General features: G+C 44.9%; 20 protein-coding genes and 3 tRNA genes. 19 read left to right on the top strand and 4 right to left on the bottom strand.

Translation table 11 applies throughout. The features are described 5' to 3' along the window. Positions 1-2: 2 nt before the first annotated feature. On the bottom strand, positions 3-248 hold the full coding sequence (locus tag ACFO4O_RS06980; protein ID WP_382406840.1) for a hypothetical protein: 246 nt from the start codon (positions 246-248) through the stop codon (positions 3-5). A gap of 160 nt (positions 249-408) precedes the next feature. Beyond that, positions 409-753, bottom strand: coding sequence for a VOC family protein (locus ACFO4O_RS06975; protein ID WP_382406838.1), 345 nt, complete (start codon positions 751-753; stop codon positions 409-411). Between the two features lie 193 nt (positions 754-946). Here ACFO4O_RS06975 and ACFO4O_RS06970 point away from each other — a divergent pair, with 193 nt between their 5' ends. From ACFO4O_RS06970 to ACFO4O_RS06940, 7 genes are all read left to right on the top strand, one after another. Then, the gene (locus tag ACFO4O_RS06970) at positions 947-1,360 is read left to right on the top strand and encodes a hypothetical protein (protein WP_382406837.1); all 414 of its coding nucleotides are present in this window, start codon (positions 947-949) and stop codon (positions 1,358-1,360) included. An 80-nt stretch (positions 1,361-1,440) separates the two neighbouring features. Beyond that, the gene (locus tag ACFO4O_RS06965) at positions 1,441-1,896 is read left to right on the top strand and encodes a GNAT family N-acetyltransferase (protein ID WP_382406835.1); all 456 of its coding nucleotides are present in this window, start codon (positions 1,441-1,443) and stop codon (positions 1,894-1,896) included. A gap of 216 nt (positions 1,897-2,112) precedes the next feature. Beyond that, positions 2,113-2,349 carry a TIGR02647 family protein gene (locus ACFO4O_RS06960; RefSeq protein ID WP_382406833.1) on the top strand — a complete coding sequence of 79 codons (237 nt, stop codon included), beginning with the start codon at positions 2,113-2,115 and terminating at the stop codon, positions 2,347-2,349. Between the two features lie 130 nt (positions 2,350-2,479). Further along, positions 2,480-3,403 (top strand): homoserine O-succinyltransferase, encoded by a 924-nt coding sequence (locus tag ACFO4O_RS06955; protein WP_382406831.1) that lies wholly within the window; start codon positions 2,480-2,482, stop codon positions 3,401-3,403. Between the two features lie 112 nt (positions 3,404-3,515). Further along, positions 3,516-4,568, top strand: a complete 1,053-nt coding sequence (locus tag ACFO4O_RS06950) for a homocysteine S-methyltransferase family protein (protein WP_382406829.1) — start codon at positions 3,516-3,518, stop codon at positions 4,566-4,568. Positions 4,569-4,673: 105 nt separating this feature from the next. After that, complete coding sequence (metH, locus tag ACFO4O_RS06945; protein WP_382406827.1) at positions 4,674-7,301, top strand: methionine synthase; 2,628 nt, start codon at positions 4,674-4,676, stop codon at positions 7,299-7,301. A gap of 33 nt (positions 7,302-7,334) precedes the next feature. Continuing rightward, a complete protein-coding gene (locus tag ACFO4O_RS06940; RefSeq protein WP_382406825.1) occupies positions 7,335-7,928 on the top strand; it encodes a DUF938 domain-containing protein in 594 nt (197 codons plus the stop codon). Between the two features lie 57 nt (positions 7,929-7,985). Here ACFO4O_RS06940 and ACFO4O_RS06935 read toward each other — a convergent pair whose 3' ends face one another. Continuing rightward, on the bottom strand, positions 7,986-10,067 hold the full coding sequence (locus tag ACFO4O_RS06935) for a M13 family metallopeptidase (RefSeq protein ID WP_382406823.1): 2,082 nt from the start codon (positions 10,065-10,067) through the stop codon (positions 7,986-7,988). A gap of 168 nt (positions 10,068-10,235) precedes the next feature. Continuing rightward, positions 10,236-11,522, bottom strand: a complete 1,287-nt coding sequence (locus tag ACFO4O_RS06930; protein ID WP_382406821.1) for a GNAT family N-acetyltransferase — start codon at positions 11,520-11,522, stop codon at positions 10,236-10,238. A 219-nt stretch (positions 11,523-11,741) separates the two neighbouring features. On the opposite strand from ACFO4O_RS06930, the gene ACFO4O_RS06925 reads away from it, so the two are divergent. The 12 genes from ACFO4O_RS06925 to ACFO4O_RS06870 all read left to right on the top strand — a co-directional run bounded on the left by ACFO4O_RS06925 (position 11,742) and on the right by ACFO4O_RS06870 (position 24,288). Next, positions 11,742-12,323, top strand: coding sequence for a regulatory protein RecX (locus ACFO4O_RS06925; protein ID WP_382406819.1), 582 nt, complete (start codon positions 11,742-11,744; stop codon positions 12,321-12,323). 132 nt (positions 12,324-12,455) lie between these two features. Next, positions 12,456-15,056: an alanine--tRNA ligase gene (gene alaS / locus ACFO4O_RS06920; protein ID WP_382406817.1), complete on the top strand. Its 2,601-nt coding sequence runs from the start codon at positions 12,456-12,458 to the stop codon at positions 15,054-15,056. 186 nt (positions 15,057-15,242) lie between these two features. Continuing rightward, on the top strand, positions 15,243-15,431 hold the full coding sequence (gene csrA, locus ACFO4O_RS06915; RefSeq protein ID WP_382406815.1) for a carbon storage regulator CsrA: 189 nt from the start codon (positions 15,243-15,245) through the stop codon (positions 15,429-15,431). A 229-nt stretch (positions 15,432-15,660) separates the two neighbouring features. Further along, positions 15,661-15,751: transfer RNA gene (locus ACFO4O_RS06910), tRNA-Ser, on the top strand. A 74-nt stretch (positions 15,752-15,825) separates the two neighbouring features. Further along, a tRNA-Arg gene (locus ACFO4O_RS06905) sits at positions 15,826-15,902 on the top strand. Positions 15,903-15,936: 34 nt separating this feature from the next. Next, positions 15,937-16,013, top strand: a tRNA-Arg gene (locus ACFO4O_RS06900). Positions 16,014-16,245: 232 nt separating this feature from the next. Continuing rightward, entirely contained in the window at positions 16,246-16,509 is a 264-nt protein-coding gene (locus tag ACFO4O_RS06895) for an OadG family protein (RefSeq protein ID WP_382406813.1), read from the top strand. 8 nt (positions 16,510-16,517) lie between these two features. Then, positions 16,518-18,350, top strand: coding sequence for a sodium-extruding oxaloacetate decarboxylase subunit alpha (gene oadA, locus ACFO4O_RS06890; RefSeq protein WP_382406811.1), 1,833 nt, complete (start codon positions 16,518-16,520; stop codon positions 18,348-18,350). Between the two features lie 5 nt (positions 18,351-18,355). Then, a complete protein-coding gene (locus ACFO4O_RS06885) occupies positions 18,356-19,486 on the top strand; it encodes a sodium ion-translocating decarboxylase subunit beta (RefSeq protein WP_382406809.1) in 1,131 nt (376 codons plus the stop codon). 65 nt (positions 19,487-19,551) lie between these two features. Beyond that, complete coding sequence (locus ACFO4O_RS06880; protein WP_382406807.1) at positions 19,552-22,575, top strand: hypothetical protein; 3,024 nt, start codon at positions 19,552-19,554, stop codon at positions 22,573-22,575. A gap of 145 nt (positions 22,576-22,720) precedes the next feature. Continuing rightward, positions 22,721-23,779 carry an SPOR domain-containing protein gene (locus tag ACFO4O_RS06875; protein WP_382406805.1) on the top strand — a complete coding sequence of 353 codons (1,059 nt, stop codon included), beginning with the start codon at positions 22,721-22,723 and terminating at the stop codon, positions 23,777-23,779. Further along, positions 23,779-24,288, top strand: coding sequence for a hypothetical protein (locus tag ACFO4O_RS06870; protein WP_382406803.1), 510 nt, complete (start codon positions 23,779-23,781; stop codon positions 24,286-24,288). The genes ACFO4O_RS06875 and ACFO4O_RS06870 overlap by 1 nt, the downstream gene beginning before the upstream one ends. Positions 24,289-24,292: the final 4 nt, after the last annotated feature.

Genomic DNA, 24,292 nt, shown 5'->3' with positions numbered 1-24,292 from the left:
CGTTAACTGTTGTTCAAGGCATCCAAGTCTTGATTTAGCTGATATTGCTTGTCGGTGACAATCGCTTCTAAGACTTCTAAACGCGTTTTGACCGATTCAAGCTCGTTTTTGATATTTGTGACTTCCGAGCTGCCTAACTTGGCATTCATTTTCAACATTTCTCGCTTGTGCCCGGTAAATATGCCAAACAGCGTAATGGGTAATACAAACAAGAACAAAATCATAAGTACAAATGTGGTGCCTTCCATATGCCTTCCTTAATCGTAAAAATGCAATAGCGAACACCCACAAGCATTACCTGATTTAAGCAATAGGTCAAAATTATAATGTTTCTGTTTGTAACAAATATGCATACATATTGATAAATGGGGCATCCTTGAAATATCAGCTCGCGAAGCTAACCTGCCATTAGGTATCTAATTGCGTTATGTGCAACAGCTCACCAACTGGCCCCCACAGATAAAACACCTTACCCCATGATTCTTGCTGTACGGGGGTGATTTTAGTTTTGTATTTGGAATGTGAACACAACTCAAATGCTGCATGAATGTCAGCTACACAAATTTGCAGCATGAAATTTTTGGCCAATTCTTCATTGTAGAAGCGCTGGAGAAAGAGCAGGCAATCCCCGTTTTCAAAAAGCGTAAGGTCATCGCTTACCCGTTCCCCGCTAAATCCGATTTCCGAATAGAAAGATCTTGATATCTCATAGTCCTTGCTCGGAACAAATGATTTTATATCTATTACATTCATTGTCATTTCCTGAGATTATTAACACCGAATTAAACTGCGCGGTTATTATGCACAAATACCAATTAGCCTCAAACCGCGTCCGTGTGGTAGTCAACTAGGTTCATACACCAATTTGGCTAGTTTCTCAGTTTTTGCTGACTCTAACCATTAGAGCTGACGGCTTGCATAGGCTCTACAAATCTAAGGAAGATCATTGAGATTATTTATAGTTATGTGTTTTCTGAGTGCCTTTGAGTCATATGCTTGCTCCGGTGAGGCTTCGGTTGACTTTAAACCATTCGTTATAGAAGTGGCTGAGAACCAAACCTTGGTGGAGCTAAGAATATTTTTTCCTATAAGTGACAAAGCGCAAAGTCCGATGTATTTGGACAGTCTTACTCTGCATTTACCAAATAAATTATCGGTAGAGCTAAATACTTTTGTTGACACATCATTGCAGGACTACTATCAGGCTGATCTAAAGATTGCTAGAGATATGTTCCAGAAAGCCCATATTATTGGCTCTTATGGATATAACGATATTAATGGGAAAAGTTTGAGTCTGTGCTCAAACTGGAAATCGTTTTCGATTACTGAATTATTAGCTTCAGAGATAATTGATGAATAACAAAAGTGTAAAGCGGATAAAACTGAACAGCGAATTTTCAAATTAAGTAATGGCCATAAATATCTTAAGGAAATTTTGAGATGGAAATAAAAAGGGACAATTTAGATGACGGCGAAGTCATCATGTTACTGGAAGAACACCTGGCAGATATGTACGCAACGTCCCCGCCTGAAAGTGTTCACGCGTTAAACGTTCAAGCGCTTAATTCGTCTAACATAACTTTCTTTAGCGCATGGATAAACGGCACTATTGCTGGCTGTGTTGCCATCAAAAATCTTGACTCTCAAAACGCAGAGATTAAATCAATGCGAACATCTCATCATTTTAGAGGGCAGGGGGTTGCATCAGAATTACTTATTTTTTTATTAAGCTTCGCAAAACAACAGGGGTATCAAAAAATTAGTCTAGAGACCGGCACTCAGAAATATTTTCTGCCGGCCCGTACCCTCTATAAAAAATTTGGTTTCGCAGACTGTGGTCCATTTAGTGACTACAAACTAGATCCTAACAGCCACTTTATGAGCCGCGATCTCTGAATTTGGAAATCCCCATAATAAGGCAATTTCGATGCTTGTTTTCTGCGTGAGTGCATGAACATCGTACGTGGAAGGCTTGTGAGACAACTAACAGAGTTGCCCCAGCGCAAGCAATTGATTTAAATACGCCGCGAATGATTTGACTCAATCTCAATTATAGCCAATGATGCAAACAGCACTTAGCCATGACTAACCCAATTCAAAAAGAGGTATTCGATGTCGTTCGATTCAAATATGCTTGCAGAGTTAAACCTGATTTTAAAGTTTCCCAATAAAAGCCTGATGCAGGGGCTTAAAGTGCATAAAGATGCTGCACCAGAAGTAATCGGGGCAGCCCAACGTTTGTACGAAAAGGGCATAGTGCAGCAAGCAGACGGCGGCTATTTAACTGATTTAGGTCATGATTTAGCCGAGCACGCTCAGATACTGCAATCGGCACTTGCAAGCAAATAAATTTATTAACTTTGGCGGCTGTCCATGCTGCTTCTGAATAAACGTTTAGACGTCTAGACGTTTATTCTTGACATTCTATACCATTGAGCCAAAATAGCCGTATGTTTAATCACACGGTTTATCACTGGCCATGCCAATAAAAATACCTGCTGAACTTCCCGCGCTTGAGGGGCTATCTGCCGAAAACATTTTCGCGATGGATAACGAGCGCGCGCTTAAGCAAAACATCCGCCCGTTAAATGTGGGTATTTTAAATTTGATGCCCAACAAAATTGAAACCGAACTGCAAATACTCAGGTTGCTCTCCAATACGCCCTTACAAATAAATATAGACTTGATTCGTATCGATGAAACCGCGCCTAAAAACACCCCAGCTTCGCATATGAATGCTTTTTACCACTCTTTTAACGAAGTAAAAGATAAAAAGTACGACGGACTCATAATTACTGGTGCGCCTTTGGGCAACATTGAATACGAAGATGTAAAGTACTGGGACACAATGACCACGCTGATGGACTGGAGTAAACGTAATGTGCAGTCCACCATCTTTTTATGCTGGGCAGCGCATGCCGCGATGTATCATTACTATGGGGTGGAGCGTGTATTACGCAGCGCAAAATTATCTGGTGTGTTTGAACATAAAGTCTTAGATGAAAAAAACGAATTGATGCGCGGTTTTGACCCTTACTTTTGGGCGCCGCATTCGCGAGTGGGCGAAATTCCCGCTGCCGATTATGAAAAAGTGCCTGGCTTAGAGGTGTTGGCGCAGTCTGATGACGCAGGTGTTTACATCGCGGCTACGCAAGACAAACGTTTGGTATACGTCACGGGCCATCCTGAATACGACCCAAACACGCTTGACCAAGAGTATCAACGTGACCTAGAGGCGGGCTTGTCTCCTGATATACCTAATAACTATTACAAAGGCGACGACCCGCAACAAGATGTTATGATGAGATGGAAGTCTCATGGTAATTTGTTTTTTACAAACTGGCTCAATTACTACGTGTATCAGACAACGCCATTTGATCTAAATGACATAAAAAACGATTAAATTAGGCGTGTGCGTGCAATATAGAATAGCGCAGGTAAACAACGCAGATAAAGCAGCGCAAGTTAACGTAGCGCAAGTAAGATTAACCCCCCTCGATTGACAGGATTATGCAGTGACCACAACCGCCAATAAAATTCGTGAACTTGCCGCCAAGCGCGTATTGCTGCTAGATGGCGCCATGGGCACTATGATTCAAGAACATAAGCTTGAAGAGGCTGACTACAGGGGCGAGCAATTTAAAGACTGGCATTGCGATGTAAAGGGCAACAACGACTTACTTGCAATCACGCAGTCAAAGCTTATAAAAGACATTCATTTGGCCTACTTACGCGCCGGCGCCGACATTATTGAAACTAACACTTTTAATGCAACCGCCATCTCCATGGCCGACTACGACATGCAAGACCATGTTGAGCAAATAAATCTAGCGGCAGCCAAACTCGCACGCGAAGCAGCCGATGAGGTGAGCATAGAAACACCCGACAAACCCCGTTTTGTAGCTGGCGTATTAGGTCCAACAAGCCGCACTGCTTCTATCTCTCCTGACGTAAACGACCCCGGAAAACGCAACGTAAGCTTTGATGAACTTGTGCTCACCTATAAGCAGGCCACTAAGGCCTTGATTGCCGGCAAAGTCGATATCATTATGCTCGAAACAATATTCGATACACTGAACGCAAAAGCGGCGGCCTTTGCGGTAGACGAAGTGTTTGAAGAACTCGCAATTACATTGCCGGTAATGATTTCAGGCACTATTACAGATGCATCAGGGCGTACGCTTTCAGGACAAACCACCGAGGCTTTTTATCATTCTCTACGTCATGTAAATCCACTTTCATTTGGTTTGAACTGCGCGCTAGGTCCCGACTTACTGCGTCAGTATGTTGCTGAATTGTCGCGCGTGAGCGAATGCTTGGTATCGGCCCATCCAAACGCCGGTCTGCCAAATGAGTTTGGTGAATATGATATGGAAGCTGACGAAATGGCTGAGCACATTCAGGAGTGGGCCAACTCTGGTTTGGTCAATATTGTGGGTGGGTGCTGTGGCAGTACGCCAGCGCATATAAAAGCGATAAGTGATGCGGTATCAAAGGCAAAACCGCGAAGTATTCCGGAGGTGGAGGTTAAGCTAAGGCTGTCGGGTTTAGAGCCTTTCATTCATTAATACGCTTAGCCCGAGAAAAATTTGAATTTTATCGGCTCGATTAGGCAATATTGCGTTTAATTGGGCTTTTGCAACACATTTGCAATACAACAAGAGAGCAGTTACGTGTCATCACAATTTTCTACCTTTGTTAACGTAGGCGAACGGACGAATGTGACCGGTTCGGCCATGTTTAAGCGCCTGATCATGTCTGAGGACTATGAGGCCGCGCTAGATGTTGCCCGCCAGCAGGTTGAAAATGGCGCGCAGGTTATTGACATCAACATGGATGAAGCCATGTTGGATTCAGAAGCGGCAATGGTGCGCTTTTTAAACCTAATTGCCTCAGAGCCTGACATTTCTCGAGTGCCGATTATGATTGATTCGTCTAAATGGACGGTGATTGAAGCGGGCCTCAAATGCGTACAGGGCAAAGCCATTGTAAACTCAATCAGTTTAAAAGAAGGCGAGGAGAGCTTTCTTGCTCAGGCAAAAAAAATCAAGCGCTACGGCGCGGCAACAGTCGTTATGGCTTTTGATGAGAAAGGCCAAGCAGATACGCAAGCGCGCAAATTTGAAATTTGTAAGCGTAGCTACGATTTGCTGCTAAAAGAGCTAGATTTTCCGCCAGAAGACATCATATTCGACCCCAATATTTTTGCGGTTGCCACGGGTATTGAAGAACATAACAACTACGCCGTTGATTTTATTGAAGCAACCCGTCAAATCCGTCGTGAACTTCCTCACTGCCACGTGTCGGGAGGCTTATCGAACATCTCATTTTCGTTTAGGGGCAACAATCCGGTGCGCGAGGCCATGCATTCGGTATTTTTGTATCACGCAATTCGAGCGGGCATGGACATGGGCATTGTTAATGCCGGGCAGCTTGAAGTGTACGATGAGATTCCGCCTGAGCTAAAAGACGCCGTCGAAGACGTAATTTTAAACCGCAATAACCAAGCCACCGATCGCCTCCTTGAACTTGCGCCCAAATATCAAGGTGACGGCAAAGCCGCGGCCGTAGAAGATTTGAGCTGGCGCGAGCAAAACGTGAATAAACGCCTTGAACATGCACTAGTGAAGGGCATCACCGAATACATTATTGAAGATACGGAAGAGGCTAGACTTGCCGCTGAACGCCCTTTGCATGTGATTGAAGGGCCTTTAATGGACGGCATGAACGTAGTAGGTGATTTGTTTGGCGAGGGCAAAATGTTTTTGCCTCAGGTAGTTAAATCTGCCCGCGTAATGAAAAAAGCAGTAGCGCATTTACAGCCCTACATTGAGGCTGAAAAGTCTGGCGAAAATCAGTCTAATGGCAAAATTATCATGGCCACTGTGAAGGGCGATGTGCATGACATTGGCAAAAACATCGTAGGCGTGGTGCTGCAGTGCAATAACTTTGAAGTGGTTGATTTAGGGGTTATGGTACCGGCGGCTAAAATTATTCAAACCGCGATTGATGAGAAGGCCGATATGATAGGTTTATCTGGCCTTATAACGCCCTCGCTCGACGAAATGGTTAACGTTGCAAAAGAAATGCAGCGCTTAGGGCTCGACTTACCTTTATTAATAGGTGGCGCGACTACCTCAAAAGCCCATACCGCGGTTAAAATTGAGCAAAATTATGAGCATCCGGTGGTGTATGTACCTAATGCAAGCCGCGCCGTGGGTGTGTGTCAGAAGCTAATATCAAAAGAGCACCGAGGTGAATACGCCAAACAAATCAGTGCAGAATATGAAGTTGTGCGTCAACAGCATGCTCGTAAAAAGCCGCGTACTCGTGCCATAAGTTTTGCGCAGGCACGGGAAAATCGCTTCACTTGCGATTGGCAAAACTACGACGTGCCAAAGCCCAATTTTATCGGGGTAAAAACCATATCGGTCGATTTAAATACCTTGCGTCCATATATCGATTGGACGCCGTTTTTTCTAACATGGTCACTGGCTGGCAAATACCCCCGCATATTAAATGACGAGGTAGTAGGTGAAGAGGCCACCAGTCTTTTTCATGATGCCAATAAAATGCTCGACGACATCATTAGGCACAACAAGTTACAGGCCAAAGGTCGTGTGGGGATATTTCCGGCTAATAGCCATAATGAAGATATTAAGGTGTACTCTCCAAAAGACGGAGAGGCTTTGTTGGGCGTGTCTCATCACTGTCGCCAGCAAACAGAAAAACCCAAGGGCTTTAACTATTGCTTGAGTGATTATGTAATGCCTGAGGGGGTGAACGGCCATGACTATATCGGCGCATTTGCCGTTACCGCCGGCATTGGCGAAGATGAGCTAGCGAAAGCATACGAAGCCGATGGTGACGATTACAATTCTATTATGAGCAAAGCCATAGCCGACCGCCTGGCCGAGGCATTTGCTGAATACCTACATGAGCGAGTGCGTAAAGAGCTGTGGGGTTACGCTAAAGATGAAAAACTTGATAATAACGCATTAATTGGCGAGAAATATCAGGGTATACGCCCTGCGCCAGGTTATGCAGCGTGCCCTGAACACACCGAAAAACAGCTCATCTGGGACTTGCTAGACGTAGAAAATAGTATTGGTATGAAACTCACTGAGTCTTATGCTATGTGGCCAGGAGCCGCTGTGTCGGGCTGGTATTTTGCTCATCCGGATTCACGTTATTTTGCTGTTGCAAAAATTCAGCGCGATCAGTTAGAAGACTATGCTGCGCGCAAAAACTGGTCTATTGAAGAAGCTGAAAAGTGGCTGATGCCTAACCTGCAAGATTAAGGGCTAAGGGCTAACATAAAGGCGAATGTTTTAATGAATGAAGATGAAATCCCTTTCAGTCAGGCCTGTGAAAATAATAAAGGCTATATATTAGAAGAGCTAACACTTGCTTTTGCTAAACTATCTCATGTTTTGGAGATTGGCTCCGGTACCGGGCAACATGCGGTGCATTTTGCAAAGCACTTGCCACATATTCGCTGGCAAACTGCCGATCAAGATGACTATCATGAAGGTATACGCTATTGGATGGCGCGCTATCCCTCTGAGAACTTACTTCCACCGATTAGTTTACGGCTTCCGATTGATGATATTCCTGATCGCAGCTTCGATGGTTTTTTCAGTGCTAATACCGCACATATTATGCAAAAAAACGAGGTTGAGTTCTTAATGGCCCGCATTAATGAGCGTTTGCCCAGCGGGGGAGTGTTTTGCCAGTACGGTCCCTTCACTCAGCAAGGTAAATTTAACAGTCAGAGCAATATCGACTTTCACGAAAAACTTATCGCAAGCGGGCGGGGAGGCTATCGAGATATTGACGAACTACGCGCATGGGCGCCCAAACTAAGCCTGCATAAAATAGTAGATATGCCTGCGAACAATCATTTGTTAGTGTGGCATAAAAGTTAGATAAGCTTATAAAAATTGCCTAGCGACGTTTTACCGTCGCTAGGCATCGTGTAGCACTTACCAAATACGTACGCGGTCTTCAGGCGCTAAATAAAGGGCATCGCCCGGCTGCACGTCGAACGCTTCATACCATGCGTCGTGGTTGCGTGGTGCGAGCGCGCGGTAGCGACCAGGGGCGTGGGTACCTGCGCGAAGCTGGTTGAGCATTGCTTCTTCAGTAAACTTAATACGCCATACCTGTGCCCACGCTAAAAAGAAGCGCTGGTCGCCAGTGAGGCCGTCAATCACTGGAGCTTCTTCACCATTTAGGCTTAGTTTGTAAGCGTGATAAGCCATCGCCAATCCGCCAACGTCTCCAATATTCTCGCCCAGTGAGTTAGCACCGTTTACAAAGTTACCTTCAATGGGTTCATAAGCGCTGTATTGCTCGATGAGCTGCTGGGTTTTGGTTTCAAAGGCTGCGCGGTCTTCGTCTGTCCACCAATTGCGCTGAATACCTTTGGCATCAGATTTAGAGCCTTGATCGTCAAATCCGTGGCCCATTTCATGACCAATAACCGCGCCAATGGCCCCGTAGTTCACTGCATCGTCGGCCGCTGGATCAAAGAAAGGCGCCTGCAAAATTGCCGCAGGAAACACAATTTCGTTAAACGACGGGTTGTAATAAGCATTTACGCGCTGCGGTGCCATAAACCAGTCGTTGCGATTAGTTGGCTTAAGCTCATCTTCTACCTGTTTGGCTTGGAAGAACTTACGCATATTATGTACGTTGGTAATAATGTCGTCGTTTGTGAGCGCTAAGCCCTCAAATGATTCCCACTCGTCTGGATAACCAATTTTAGGATTAAACGCTTCGAGCTTTTCAAGCGCCGCTACTTTTGTTTCTTCGCCCATCCAATCAAGATTAGTGATACGCTCGCCCAAGGCATTGCGCAAGTTTTCTACCAACTCAACCATCTTCTCCTTTGAGCTTTCCGGGAAGTACTCGTCTACATATACTTTACCAATGGCAAAACCGAGTGAACTGGTCCCCGACATCGCAGAGATTGCGCGTTTCCATCGGTCTCGCTGCTCTTGTTGTCCGCTTAGCGTTTTGCCATAAAACTCAAAGTTGGCGTTGTTGATTTCGTCTGACAACCAAGCAGCATTGCCGCTCACAAGATGATAGGTAAGATAGTCTTTCCACACATCTAATGAAGTATCGTTAATCAGTGCAATCACTTGTTTTACCGGCTCTGGCTGAGCAACGTTGAGTGAAGGTACTTGAAGTCCTGATGGCGCAAAAAAGGTATCCCAATCAAAGCCTGGATACTCTTTGGCTAGCTCTTCGCGAGAAACTTGGTTAAGCGTGAGGTCACGGTTTCTGCGTTTTTCACGCGGCCACTGTATCTCAGCAATTTTGGTTTCTAGGGCTAAGATTTCTTTGGCTTTTTCGGCCGCGTTGTCAACACCGGCAAAGCCTAGCATCGTCACAATATTCTCAAGGTAGGCTTGACGAATTGATTCAAAACGCTCGGCTTCTTCTAGGTAGTATGAGCGGTCTGGTAGCCCTAAACCCGATACACCTAACGAAAGTTGATATTCGTCTGGATTCAAGCGATTAAACCCTAGACCACCGGCAATCGGCGTGTTGGTGCCGGTTAACCATGCATTCCCAAAGGTCTCGGTTAACGCTTTGGTGTTTTCAATACTGGCGATATCGTCAAGCATTGGGCGAATGGGCTCAATACCTTTTTCGTTCGCAGCATCTACGTTCATATAAGCGGTGTAGTAATCTGCGATTAGCTGCTGCTCTAACGTTTTGTTAGGGACATCCGCAGCGCCTTCAATAATTTCTTTGACGCGTTCCTCAGAACGATCAGCCAGTTTTGTAAATGCGCCATAACTGGTTTTATCCGCAGGGATTTCAAAGGTGTCGTACCACGTGCCGCTGGCATACATGAAAAAGTCATCGCCAGGCTTAACATCAAGGTTTCGAGCATCAAGCTCTATGCCGAAGTCACCTAACTCCGCTTTTTGTGGAGCCTCTTGCGTTTGTTCAACTGCAACAGGCGCTGTTGATTGTTCAGTTTGTGGTTGGCCGCATGCCATAACCGCTAAGGAACTGGCGATAGCCAGTGCTAAAATGGAGGGTTTCATTGTCATCCTTTTATGATTAATTATTATTGAGTTATAAATTTTTAATTCTGTCGACGGTAAAAATAGGCTGAATCGGCCTTTAAAGCAATAGTCTGAAAAATTCTGTAACAATTAAATGTCTTGTACGAGCTGTTAAGGGCCGTGCAGGGGAGACGCGCTGTTCTGCATTTATTGGTCATCAGCAATGTTGCGATGGGCATCGTTTGCTTTGTGTTCTGATTGTTCTATTTGCTTATAAGGCAAAACCTCGCTCGCTTGCGCGTGATACTGCTCAATGGAGTACCGTTCACGTTTAACAAAGTCTTCAACCGCTTTATCAAAAGCAGGCTCTAATAAGGCATGATTCGAAAAGCAGAAGGTGGGCCTAAAGCCCCTGAGTATTTTATGTTCGCCTTGAGTGCCTGGGTTGAAGGTCTGAATGTTTTGCTTAATCGCAAAATCAATGCCGCGGTAATAGCAGCACTCAAAATGTAGCCCCGATACTTCTTCGAGAGCGCCCCAGTAGCGACCAAATAATGCATGTTCGTTGTAAAAAAATAATGAGCCAGCAATCATCTCGTTTTGCTTAAACGCGGCGACAATACACACAGAATCGCGCATGGCGGTGAGCAAATTATCAAAAAACGCGGCTCGTAAATAGCCAGCATGCCCAGAACGCTTGAAATAGGTTTGTTGGTAGCATAAATAAAAAGCATCAATCACATCTTGGGTAAGTGCATCCCCATATAAGGTATTGATTTGAATGGTACTTGATGTGTTTGCCTCGCTTGCTGGTGTTGCATCAGCAAAAGGTGCGCGCTCTTTTCTTATGCTGCGGCGCTTGCGTGAAGTGAGCGCCGCCATAAAGTCGTCAAAGCTTTTGTACCCATCATTGCTCCAAACAAATTGCACACTCAAACGTTGATGCATGCCTAAGGAGTTAAGAGAATCACTGCATGTTTGCGGGCTAAAAAGTAAATGTAGCGATGAGGCTTTAGCGCTATCTAGAATGCTTTGCTTATGTCGGTTGATAAACGTAAATACATCAGTTTGCGATACACCTTCGGCGCGAAAGCGTTCATCGATGAGCGCTCTTGCTCCTGTTACCGGAGTGAAGGGGATGGCGCATACAAGCTTTGGATAATATGCCAAGCCGTGTTGCTCGTAGGCGTGGGCCCACGAATGGTCAAACACGTATTCGCCATACGAATGGGTTTTTAAATAACAAGGAACAAGCGCAACCACCGGCATTTTATCTTCTTCTGATGTTTGCGATGCATCACGAATAAGTAAATGGTGTGAGTACCATCCACTGTCACCATCTACGCTTTTGCTGCTCGAAAGGAGCTCTAAAAAAGCAAAGCTTAAAAAAGGCGTTGCTTCGCCGGATTCTGCGCTTTGGGAGAGAGACGATTTGGTTTTATCCGATAAATCTGCAAGCTCAGTGATTATTGAGTACTGCCAGCCTTCTTGCATGTAAATTCCCTTATTCGCGTTTACTGCTAACAAGATATACGCCCAGTAGCGCTGAAAGATTAACAATCTTAAGGGTTAAATCATGTTTTTGGTGAACGAGTGCTGCTTTTTGTTTTAGACGTGTTCGCTGTTTATAAGTATTCACTAAGTTGGTACTCAGCGTTACACTAGTGAAATTTTTATTTGTCTTGTAAACGCTAATTAAACGTAAACTTACGCATGAAATATACAAACAAAGCTGAGTCGATAGAGGGGCAACTGAGCGAAGCTGCTGAAGCGGGTAACAGCAACGCAGCGGGTTTTCGCGCAGCTGATGATTCAGGTAATGATTCAGGTAATGATTTAGATAATGGTGCAGACAACAGCTCAGATACACGAAGGGTAATACGCCACACCATCACGCGGCTGCTTTCTCGTCGCGAGCATAGTCAATTTGAGTTGCTCACTAAGCTGAAGCAAAAAGAGTTACCCGAAGATGAGTGCTTAAGTCTTATTGCGCAATTTGCTGAGAAGGGTCTTCAGTCTGATCAGCGTTATATTGAAAGCTTTGTAAAAAGTGCGTACCAAAGAGGCAAAGGCCCAGTATTTGTTGAGCAAAGCCTCCAGCAGCAAGACATAGATTCAGCAAGTGCGCGCGACATCATGCAAAGCGACGAGTTTGATTGGTATGAGGCGGCGGCGCGGGTGCGCCAAAAGCGCTTTGGTGAGGATATGCCTACCGATTGGAACGACATACAAAAGCAGAAGCGTTTTTTGCAGTATCGCGGCTTTTATCAGTCGCATATTGATGAGGTGTTTTGAATGATCGCTGCACCGCAACAAAAATAGCGCTTGCAGTGTGATTTCAGGCTTAAATTTACCGCACCTTCGTGATATTGTTGCGCGCCTAGCATTCTCAAACTAATAGCAACATTAACACTAATAGGAATCTTCATGACCCGCTCTACCGCCGATATTCGACGTGCCTTTATTGAGTATTTCAACAAACATGGACATCAAGCTGTGCCTAGCTCGTCACTCGTGCCTCACGACGACCCCACCTTGTTGTTCACTAATGCGGGAATGAACCAGTTTAAAGACTGCTTTTTAGGCGCCGAAAAACGCAGCTACACACGTGCGGTATCGTCTCAACGCTGCGTTCGCGCTGGCGGTAAACACAACGATTTAGAAAACGTTGGCTATACCGCTCGTCACCACACCTTCTTTGAAATGCTTGGTAACTTTAGCTTCGGCGATTATTTTAAAGAGCAGGCGATTAACTTTGCATGGAATTTTTTAACCAAAGAGTTAGGTTTATCTGAAGAAAAACTGTTAGTGACTATCTACCATGAAGACGATGAAGCGTTCGACATTTGGCATCAAAAAGTAGGTTTGCCTGCAGACAAAATAATCCGTATTGCAACGTCTGATAACTTTTGGTCAATGGGCGATACTGGCCCTTGCGGTCCATGCTCTGAGATTTTTTACGACCACGGCGCGCACATCTGGGGCGGACCACCAGGGTCACCAGAAGAAGACGGCGACCGCTTCATTGAGATTTGGAATTTGGTATTTATGCAGTTTAACCGTCAGGCAGACGGTACGATGGAAGATTTACCCAAGCCCTCAATTGACACCGGAATGGGGCTAGAGCGGATTTCTGCGATTTTGCAGAACGTACACAGTAATTATGAAATTGATTTGTTTGAGCGCTTGATAAAGGCGGCGGCTCAAATAGTGGGTAGTGATGATTTAAACAATAAATCTCTTAGGGTAATTGCCGACCATATTCGCTCATGCAGCTTTTTGATTTGCGATGGCGTGATGCCGTCAAACGAAGGTAGAGGCTATGTGCTGCGCCGCATTATTCGCCGCGCGGTGAGACACGGCTATCAGTTAGGCTGCAGCCAAGTGTTCTTTTATCAATTGGTGAGTCAGTTAGTCGCCGAGATGGGCGAAGCATACCCAGAGTTGAGTGAACAGCAAGCGGTGATTGAAAAAGTGCTGAAAGTTGAAGAAGAGCAATTTGCAAACACCTTAGACCGCGGCATGAGCATTCTGAATCAGGCGCTTGAGACCCTCGAAGGCAAACAGGTACCAGGTGATTTAGCATTTAAACTTTACGACACCTATGGTTTTCCGGTGGATTTAACCAATGATGTGGCGCGTGAAAAGGGCCTTACCGTAGATGAAGATGGCTTTGAAAAAGCCATGCAGAAACAAAAAGAAATGGCGCAATCTGCCAGTAAATTTGGTGCTGACTACGCAAATGTTGTCAAGGTTGAACAAGATACCGCATTTTCAGGATATGACGCACTGAGCGCCAGCGCGCAGGTAATTCAACTGGTGCAACATAACAAAGCCGTAGATGCGGTTACCGGCGGCGATGTGCTGGTATTTGTAGACACAAGCCCTTTTTATGCCGAGTCTGGCGGTCAAATTGGCGATAGTGGGTCCTTAACAAGTAAGTCGGCGCAAGGCCGTGTGCGCGATACGCAAAAAATGGGTAAGGCTTTTGCTCATCAAGTAAGCTTAGAGGGGACTTTGAGCATAGGCGATACAGTTGACCTAAGGGTAGACGGCAATCGCCGAGAGGCGATTAAGCTTAACCATAGCGCCACTCACCTGTTGCATGCTGCGCTGCGTGAACTCTTAGGCACGCACGTTACGCAAAAAGGCTCATTAGTTGACGAAGAAAAACTGCGTTTTGATTTTTCTCATTTTGAAGGCATAAGTGCAGAGCAGCTAACGGCAATTGAAGATAGAGTTAATCAAGAAATTCGCAGTAACCATCGTTTAGATACCACCATGATGGCGCTAGACGAAGCAAAAGCTGCAGGAGCCATGGCGCTTTTTGGTGAAAAGTACGACGATGAAGTACGTGTTGTGAAAATGGGCGAGTTTTCTACTGAACTTTGCGGCGGTACGCATGTCAATCGTACCGGCGATATCGGTTTGTTTAAAATTGTCTCAGAAGGCGGCATTTCAAGCGGCGTTCGCAGAATAGAAGCGATTACTGGTCAAAGCGCACTGCGTTATGTACAAAGCGAAGCGCAAACCTTGAGCCAAGTGTCGAGCATGCTTAAGTCAGACCGAGCGTCAGTGTTAAGTAAATTAGAACAAAGTATCGCTCACGCCAAGCAGCTTGAAAAAGAACTTGCACAGTTTAAAGCAAAAGCGGCGGGTGAAAAATCTAAAGACCTGATGACTAACTTAGTTCAGATTCACGGCGTGAATGTCTTGGTCGCAAAGCTTGAGGGTGTTGAGCCTAAAGCGCTGCGGGGAATGATGGACGAGCTTAAAAATCAGTTGCAGTCGGGAATTATCGCTTTGGGTATTGCAAATGATGGCAAAGTTAATTTAATTACCGGCGTTACAAAAGACTTAGTCTCGAAAGTAAAAGCAGGTGATTTGGTAAACCATATAGCATCTCAGGTAGGCGGTAAGGGCGGAGGTCGCCCTGACATGGCACAAGCTGGAGGAACGCATCCTGAGTCTCTAGACAGCGCATTAGCCTCGGTTAATGACTATTTAGAACAATTACTTGCAAGTTAGTGTGCGGTAATCCACATATAAGCATTGCTTCGGGTTATTCAGCAAAATTGCAAGAACGCTAAATTAAGCAATAGTTTGGAATTTTTTGGATAATTAAGCAATCTTGCATTATAGTTACGGGAAAGCGGATACATAAGCTTGACCAGTCCTAAAAAAACAATATGGTCATAATTAAAGGAGCAACAAATGCTTATTTTGACTCGTAGAGTAGGTGAAACCTTAATGGTGGGTGACAACGTCACCGTGACCGTGTTAGGCGTAAAAGGAAACCAAGTAAGAATTGGTGTGAATGCACCAAAAGATGTATCGGTGCATAGAGAAGAAATTTACATGCGCATTCAGGCAGAAAAAGGCCAAGGCAATCAGGCTGAGTAATTTACCTCGTTAAAACGGTATATTGCACAATTGTACTGCGAAGTAGAGACGCGTATATTTTAAAGAAGGCTCAGCAAATTGCTGGGTCTTTTTGTTTCCTAATCGCACAATATGATGCTTATTTGTACGCTATTGATTTTGTTTGTTTAAAAAACTGCCGGTTGCAGATTTATCGGCAAAAAACCATTGACTTCGGGTGCTGATTAAGTAAACTTGCGCACCACATTTAGGAGAGGTGGGTGAGTGGCTGAAACCAGTTCCCTGCTAAGGAACCATACCTATTACTGGTATCGAGGGTTCGAATCCCTCCCTCTCCGCCATTCTTTTTTTGGCGATTGTGTTTACTGAAAGTGTATGTAAACGAGTGTGATGTTTTGGGTTTTGAGAGTACAGCGCGTGCGTAGCTCAGCTGGATAGAGTACCTGGCTACGAACCAGGCGGTCGGAGGTTCGAATCCTTCCGCACGCGCCATCTTTCAAACTTCACAACAGCCAATAAGTTCTGCGCGTGCGTAGCTCAGCTGGATAGAGTACCTGGCTACGAACCAGGCGGTCGGAGGTTCGAATCCTTCCGCACGCGCCACAAACAAAAATACCACCCAAAGGGTGGTATTTTTGTTTGTGCTGCTTGCAGCAGGTGCCGGACCTCATAGGTTCGACAAATCGTGCACTGCGTAGACTCTTGCTTAAATATGCATCAATTTTGCATAAAATGTCTAAAATCACCTAAAGACCCTACATTTTAAGTTGTTTTTTCAAAATCGGCGTGATATTTAATACGGCTGTTTTTGAGATCATACATGGAGGTCGCTCGCATGACCGAACAACTTATTGAGGCGGCCATTTTATTAGCAGTAGGGATGACGGTTGTTTTTGCATTCTTAACGATGCTTATCGCCGGCATTAAAGTCATTGCTTGGTATGCTGCACAATACCCATCTCCTGCAGACGCTCAAAACAAATTACAAACACATACCCAAAACAAAAATAATAATAAGCCATCGGCGACGACAGTAAACCCTGACATAGTCGCAGCAATAAGTACCGCTGTGCACATTCATCGAAATAAATCTAAATAGGGACGCTTATGTCAAATCCGTTGAAGCTCACCGAATTGGTGCTGCGCGATGCTCATCAATCTTTACTCGCCACGCGTTTACGCTTAGAGGATATGCTACCGATTGCCAAAAAGCTTGATGCTGTAGGCTATTGGTCTGTTGAGTCGTGGGGAGGGGCAACCTTTGATGCCTGCATTCGTTACTTAGGCGAAGACCCATGGGAGCGCATACGCGCCCTTAAAAAAGCAATGCCGAATACCAAACAGCAAATGTTGCTCAGAGGACAAAACCTTCTTGGCTATCGCCACTATGCCGATGATGTAGTTGAAGCCTTTGTTGAGCGCGCACATACTAACGGTGTTGACGTGTTTCGTATCTTCGACGCCATGAACGACGTTAGAAATCTGGAAACTGCCATCGCTAGCGCCGTAAAAGTGGGTGCGCATGCGCAGGGCACCTTGGCCTATACGGTCAGCCCCGTTCACAAACTGCCATTTTGGCTCGACATGGCTAAAAAGCTAGAAGATATGGGCGTGCACTCGATTTGCATTAAGGATATGGCGGGCTTGTTAAACCCCTACGACTGTGAGGAGTTGGTCACAGAACTTAAAAACACAGTAGGCGTTCCAATCGCGATGCAGTGTCATGCTACTACCGGTCTGAGCACGGCGAGTTACCAAAAAGCGGTAGACGCAGGAATAGACATGCTCGACACCGCGATATCGCCAATGTCGATGACCTACGGCCACACTGCCACAGAAACCATGGTATCGATTGTTCAAGGCAGCCAACGCGATACCGGAATTGATTTAGACAGCCTTGAAGATATCGCTGACTATTTTCGCGATATTCGCCTTAAGTACGCGCAGTTTGAAGGCAGTTTAAAGGGCGTAGATGCGCGTATTCTTAACGCTCAAGTGCCTGGTGGCATGCTAACTAATATGGAAAGTCAGTTAAAAGAGCAGGGTGCCCAAGACCGTTTTCACGAGGTATTGCTTGAAATACCGAAGGTGCGTGAAGATTTAGGGTTTATTCCCCTAGTTACGCCCACGTCGCAAATAGTTGGTACGCAAGCGGTGATCAACGTACTCTCTGGCGAGCGTTATAAGTCTATTTCAAAAGAAACCGCGGGCATACTAAAAGGCGAATACGGCGCGACTGCCGCGCCGGTAAACAAAGAGTTGCAGGCGCGAGTGTTGGGCAACGACGAGCCTATTGTGTGTCGTCCCGCAGACTTAATTGAAGCGGAGCTTGAAAGCTTAAGCTCAGCGTTGAGCGAACTTGCTGAAGAGAAGTCGATTCGCTTGGCCGATGACAAAATTGATGACGTGCTTACCTATGCTTTGTTTAATCAAATTGGTTTAAAGTTTTTAGAAAATCGAGACAACCCAGATGCATTTGAGCCTGCACCATCTTCATCAAAGTCAAGCGAAGTGACCCAAGAAAGTGGCTCTGCGAACGCTCAAACGGCTGCAAACGAACTCGATACTCACAGCTATGCAGTAAGAGTAAATGGTCAGGTGTATAAAGTAGAAGTAGCCCCAGACGGTGCGCTCTCATCTATATCAGAGGGAGTATCAGCCGCTACATCAGGGGTTACAGCGAACGCCCAAGCGTCAGTTTCAGGGGCTGGGGCTCAATCTGGCACAGAACACACGATAAACGCGCCGCTATCGGGCAATATTGTAAAAATAATGGTGAGCAATGGCCAGCAGGTACAAGAAGGTGACGTGATTGTGCTGCTCGAAGCGATGAAAATGGAAACCGAAGTTCGCAGTGCTCATACAGGAACCATCAACGCTATAAATGTTAAAGAAGGTGATGCCGTGCAGTCTGGCCAGCCTATTTTAACCCTAGGATAGTTAGCATGGATAAGTTGATGACCCTTTGGCAAAGCACGGCTTTGCCTCATTTTGAAATTGGCCAAATTGTGATGATGTTGGTGGGCTTTGGTTTGCTGTATTTAGCCATTGTGAAAAAGTTTGAGCCCTTGCTCTTACTTCCAATAGGTTTTGGCGCACTGTTAACTAATATTCCCTTAGCAGGATTTTCTGAGGTAGGAGGTCTGCTCCACTACATTTATTATGTAGGCGTTGATACTGGAATTTTCCCGCTGCTCATTTTTATGGGCGTGGGCGCAATGACAGACTTCGGTGCGCTTATCGCTAATCCTCGCATGCTCTTATTAGGCGCTGCCGCCCAGTTTGGTATTTTTGCTACCTTGTTTGGCGCAATATTATTAAACGCAATCCCCGGTTTTGAATTTACCTTAAAAGATGCCTCAGCCATCGCCATTATTGGTGGCGCAGATGGCCCCACTGCAATATTTTTAGCCTCTAAGCTGGCGCCCGATTTATTAGGTGCAATTGCTGTTGCTGCTTATTCGTACATGGCGCTGGTGCCCATTATTCAGCCGCCAATTATGAAAGCTTTTACCAGTGAACAAGAGCGAAAGCTGCCTATGGCACAGCTCAGAGTCGTTAGTAAGAAAGAAAAAATACTGTTTCCGTTAGCGGTACTGGTACTCACACTGATATTCTTGCCCTCTGCAACCCCTTTGGTTGGCATGTTCTGCTTTGGAAATCTGTTAAAAGAATGCGGTGTAGTCGACCGCCTAAGCAATACGGCACAAAACGAGCTCATTAACATCGTTACCATCTTTTTGGGCTTAGCGGTGGGCTCAAAGTTAAGTGCCGATAAATTTTTGACGGTTGAGACCCTCGGAATTTTGGCGCTTGGGGCAGTTGCTTTCTCAATTGGCACCGCAGCCGGCGTGCTTATGGCAAAACTAATGAACAAATTAAGCAAAGACAATATCAACCCGCTCATTGGCGCAGCAGGCGTATCTGCGGTGCCTATGGCTGCGCGGGTGGTCAATAAAGTAGGGCTTGAAGCCAACCCGCATAACTTTTTGTTGATGCACGCGATGGGGCCAAACGTAGCGGGCGTGCTGGGCTCTGCGGTGGCAGCTGGGATCCTGTTGGCTTTGGTGGGATAAAATAATCTAGCTTTGGTCTAGTATTTGCAAAGGGTTGGTTTATCTCAATCAACTGACCCTGCGCAATGGTATCAATATATACAAAATTCCTCTTCATTATTGCCGCTTTTAGTGCATGCCTTTCGGTCGCATATGCTCAAGCAGAGTCAGATTCGATTAATAACAACAGTCGTTTTGGCGTCGGCGAGGAATTAATCTTATCGGTGAAGGTAGATAATCTGCTTCTAGGTGAGGTAATTGTAGTTGTTGGAGACAGTGACGTAACACTCGGGCTTTCCGAGCTTTTACAAGTTCTAGACTTTCCTATCACGGCATTACAAACGTATCAGTATGAAGGCTGGTATATTTCCGAAGACAACAAATTTAGTTTGTTGAGCTTAGACGATGGGCTTATTGTGTCGGTGTCGGACCGAGAGTTTTTGATACCCAATGGTAATTATGATTTTATATTTAACGATTTGTATGTGGGGCTTCAAGACGTTAACGCTTGGTTTGAGCTTGGTGCTTCAATAGATTACGAAGAGCTTTCTTTAACGCTCGACCCGAAACAAAAACTGCCCATTCAGCTGGCCCTAGCCAGAAAAAACAAAAGCATTATCAACAATAATACAAACACCAGTGAAGTTGTGAGACCTTTTTTGAATAGAGGTTATGAATTATTTTCGCCTCAGGTGTTTGATATTCAAGCGGGTCTGACTGCGACAGAAGATGAAGTCAATGGAAGTTACTCAGTTTTGGGTGCGAGAGAGATTGCTTTTCATAATGTAAATTTTTTTGCTGCGGGTAACAACGAGGTACCGCTATCGATCGCACGCCTTAACATTAGCAAGCGCAGTCAAGAAAATAATCTATTAGGATTTATGAAAGCGTCAAGCTACGAGTTTGGCGATGTTACCCCTGTTAGGGTCGGTAGTTTAGATAACCGACGTCAAACAGCGGGGATTGCAATTTCTAATGAAAAAGCCGGTTCATCAATCAACAACGAAGTGACGGATTTTGCCGGTGAAATACTGCCCGACTGGGATGTAGAGCTTTACAGAAATGGCGTTTTAATTGAGCAATTAGTAAGTGTGCAAAGCGGTCGCTATGAATTTAACAATATTCCATTGTTGTTTGGCGAAAATGCCTTTGAAATTGTAAGTTATGGTCCACAAGGACAGGTGAAACGCGAAACGATCACCCGGTACTTAACGCGAGAAAGCTTGGCATCTCAAGGATTTACCTATGGCATATCGATTAACAAAGATGACTCAGTCTTAATAAAAGACGAATCATTTCCGAGCGCTTTGCCAAACACTTATTCTGTATCAGGCAATTATGCTTATAATCTTGCACCGGGGACCAAAGTTAACTTTGGGCACGTTAATCAATTTGGTGACGATTCAGACTGGCTGGTTAATGTAGGCTTAAGTAGCGTTTTGTTCGACCGCTTAATCTTGAATACAAGTTACACGCGTGACGGCGATGATGCACAAATAGTGGATGCGCAATTGCGAACATCTTATTTTAACCAAGCAGTCAGCCTCAGAGCGTCGCGCACAACTACTCCAGTTGAAAACGGTTTAGATGACACAAACGACAACCTTGTTAGCCTGTCAGTCAGCGGCCCTATTTGGCGTCAGGGCGGTTTTCGCTTAACTCATTTAAGTGAGCTTGAATCTAGAACACGAGATAGCAGCAAAGAGTTGATTCTAAAAAACAATCTCGGTCTGTCTTTATCGCGCCTGTATGTTTATAACCAATTAGAATATAGGCAGGTAGATTTTGATAATGATGCGCCCAGTCGCGAGCAGGTTTTTGGCAGTTTTGGCTTGCAAGGAGGATTTTGGGGGCTATTTGCAAGGGCATTTATTAATTACTCAGACCTAATAGAAACCCAGTTGCCAATACTACCGGTCGATGATGCAGGCATAGGTAGTCCTCTAATCGCGCCAGACGACCCTCAACTTGAAACAAAAGAAGAATGGGGCATTGTTAGCTACGGCGGGGAGGTAAGTTATTCATTTTCTCCTTCTTTGCGCGCAAGAGTTTCGGCTTTGGAGTCTCTGGTCGACAGCAGTTCTCGATACCGATTAGACTTAGATTGGCGGCATGATTGGTGGAATGTCTCGGCCAACGCGAGCTACTCGGAACTTTTTGGAACCACTTTTGGTTTGTTTGGACGCTTCAGTTTTGGCGGTACGCCTGAGTATGGTGAATTTGTTGGCAGCAATCGTGGGCTCTCTCATACCGGAAGTTTGTTAATTCGAGCATTTATTGATACAAATGGAAACTACACCTTCGATGAGGGCGAAACCTTAGTTGAGGGCTTAAAATTCTTGTCTAAACATAGTGCAAGTACAGGTGTAACTTCTAAAAATGGTGTTGCAGAGCTACTTAATCTACAGGCATTTAAGACTACCGACATTGAAATAGACGCTAGCTCTATAAGTGACCCATTTATTGTTCCTGCACTGATGGGCATATCAGTCACCCCAAGAGCGGCATTCGTGGATATGATTGACTTCCCGCTGCTCAATAGCGGCGAAATTGATGGTGTGGTTTATATATCAGACAGCAATCAACAAAAATCTCCAGCGGCGTATATAAACCTAGATTTATTCGATAAAGATCATCAGTTAGTAGAGTCTACTCGAACAGAATTTGACGGCTTCTACCTATTTGACGGCATAAAGCCGGGCAAGTACTACATCAAACCGAGTATGCAAGATGCGACAAGCAATGGTTTGATAGAAAGCGCACCTAAATGGCTAAATTTAGAGCATGCTGGATCATTTATTTCAAATGAAGACATCATCCTTGAGCAACTTGAAAAAGCGGAGTTTTATGTGGCTAAAGCAGGCAAGTTCTCATCGAAGTCGATGTTGACTGCATATTGGAATTTAAACAAGAAAGCAATTCGCACCGGGCTTCCGCGCGGTAAAAAAGTTGGTGTTAAACAAAATCCTGACGCTACCTTTAGCTTCCTTCTGCACTCGTCTACCGACAGCATACCTGCGCAACAAGCCTGTGATGTGGTAAGAGTAATAAATCTACCTTGCAGCGTTGAGAAAGTAGCTGAATGGCTCCCAAGTCGCGCTTCTCGTTAGGGCAATGCACCTAACTGCATTTTGGTATCGAATTTGCTAAACAGTATTTAAATGACAACATCGAGCTATCGAGTGTCGGAATTTTGTCAGTATTTATAGTTTGTACTACTGTAATAATACCAAAAATAGAAAAAGTGAGTTAATCATGAGAATTAAATCTACAGCAAAAGTGTTTTGCTATGCCATAGGCGTATCGCTACTAAGTGCCTGCGTTTCACTTCCTGAGATGCTCAGTTTTTCATCTGATGATAATAATACAAACCCTCCCTCAAACGCTTTTGAACCTGCTGCTCAAGGTGAGATGCAAAGCGCAATTGAACAGGCAGATTTGCAAGAGACCAAGCGTATTGTTAATGGCGTGCTAGAAGAGTGGCAACTGTTAAAACCTGAGATAAATCGAGTGATAAAATTAGAGAGCGAGCTTGCATATTTGGTTGATTCGTTTAACAAAAGCTCAGAAATCGATAGATTTGTTGATAGCGATACTGAGCTTTTGGAAAGCAGCAGTGCGGCCGAACTAGCCGGTGTTGTGCAGAGTAAAGAGGGTTACGGCGCCCTAGATGCTCCCGGTGAGCTCCTCAAGATTTTTGGCGAACCAGTTTCAACAAATGAGGCCGGTGAAACTGCCGATAATATCTCCGTACCATACTCACAAAGCCAGCCCTCATCGGAGCTTGTACTTGGAAGCGCGCAAGCAATAACAAAGATGCCCAGTAAGTCAATACCAAGCCAAGGGGTAAATGACGATAAGTTCTCATCGCTTTCTGACAGCCGTTCAACGGGCGTCTCAGCTGGTGTCAATATTAAGCAGGTTAATAATTCAACCAGCCTCGCGTCAACTGACAAATTCAGAGACAGCTCCGTAGCGAATGGGAACGTTGCTCCAAGGAATATTGCTAAAAGAAATAAAAACAGTGTTTGTCAAAACTCTCTATTAAAGTCAGGCAGCTTCGCTATCCATCTTAGCTCCCTTAGCAATCGGGCAAATGTGCGTGGTGCTGTTAATGATTTAAGCACCACGTTTTCCGACATACTGTGTAATAAACAGGTTAAAACAGCTTTAGTGAAGGTAAACGGCGTAGATTATTCCAGCATCCGCTTTGGCCCCTACTTAAGTGAAGAGGAAGCGACGCAGGCATGCAGTAGTGTGCGTACTCAGGGACGTTATTGCAAGGTAACAAGCTTTACAGGCGAATCTATTTAATGTCACGTTTAATAGCACTTTTAATGGCACTTAAACTGATGAATCAAGATTTTATATTTAAATCCTTATGTGTGCTTTTTCTTCTGCTGCCAACCGTCGTCCATGCCCAACTCGTTGAAGTCAGGTCAGTGGATTTTGGTGAGATAGCGATTGTGTCGAATAACTCTGTGCAGTCTATAAGGATGGACTATTTAGGCAATATAAATACAGACTCATCTATACGGATACTGCGCAGGGGAACACCCGGTTTGTTCCGTGCTAGCGGCTTTGCAGGTAACGTACAGCTATTTATTACGAGCAATATATTAAATTCAACGATGAATCCGGGCGTAGTGTCTGGTGAATATCCAAACTTAAGCACCTTAAACGTTCCGCCATCGGTATTCACTCGTTCAGACGGTACCGCTGACATCCCCGTAGGAGGAACGGTCTCTACATCTGGAAATGGTTCACTGACATTTGCTGATGCCGTTTATTCCTCAAACATCCAAATCACAATTGACTTTTAAAGGT

This window comes from Glaciecola siphonariae (genome assembly GCF_042652645.1).
In the GTDB taxonomy this organism is placed as follows: Bacteria; Pseudomonadota; Gammaproteobacteria; order Enterobacterales; family Alteromonadaceae; genus Glaciecola; species Glaciecola siphonariae.
This window is presented reverse-complemented; position numbering and strand designations above follow the sequence as displayed.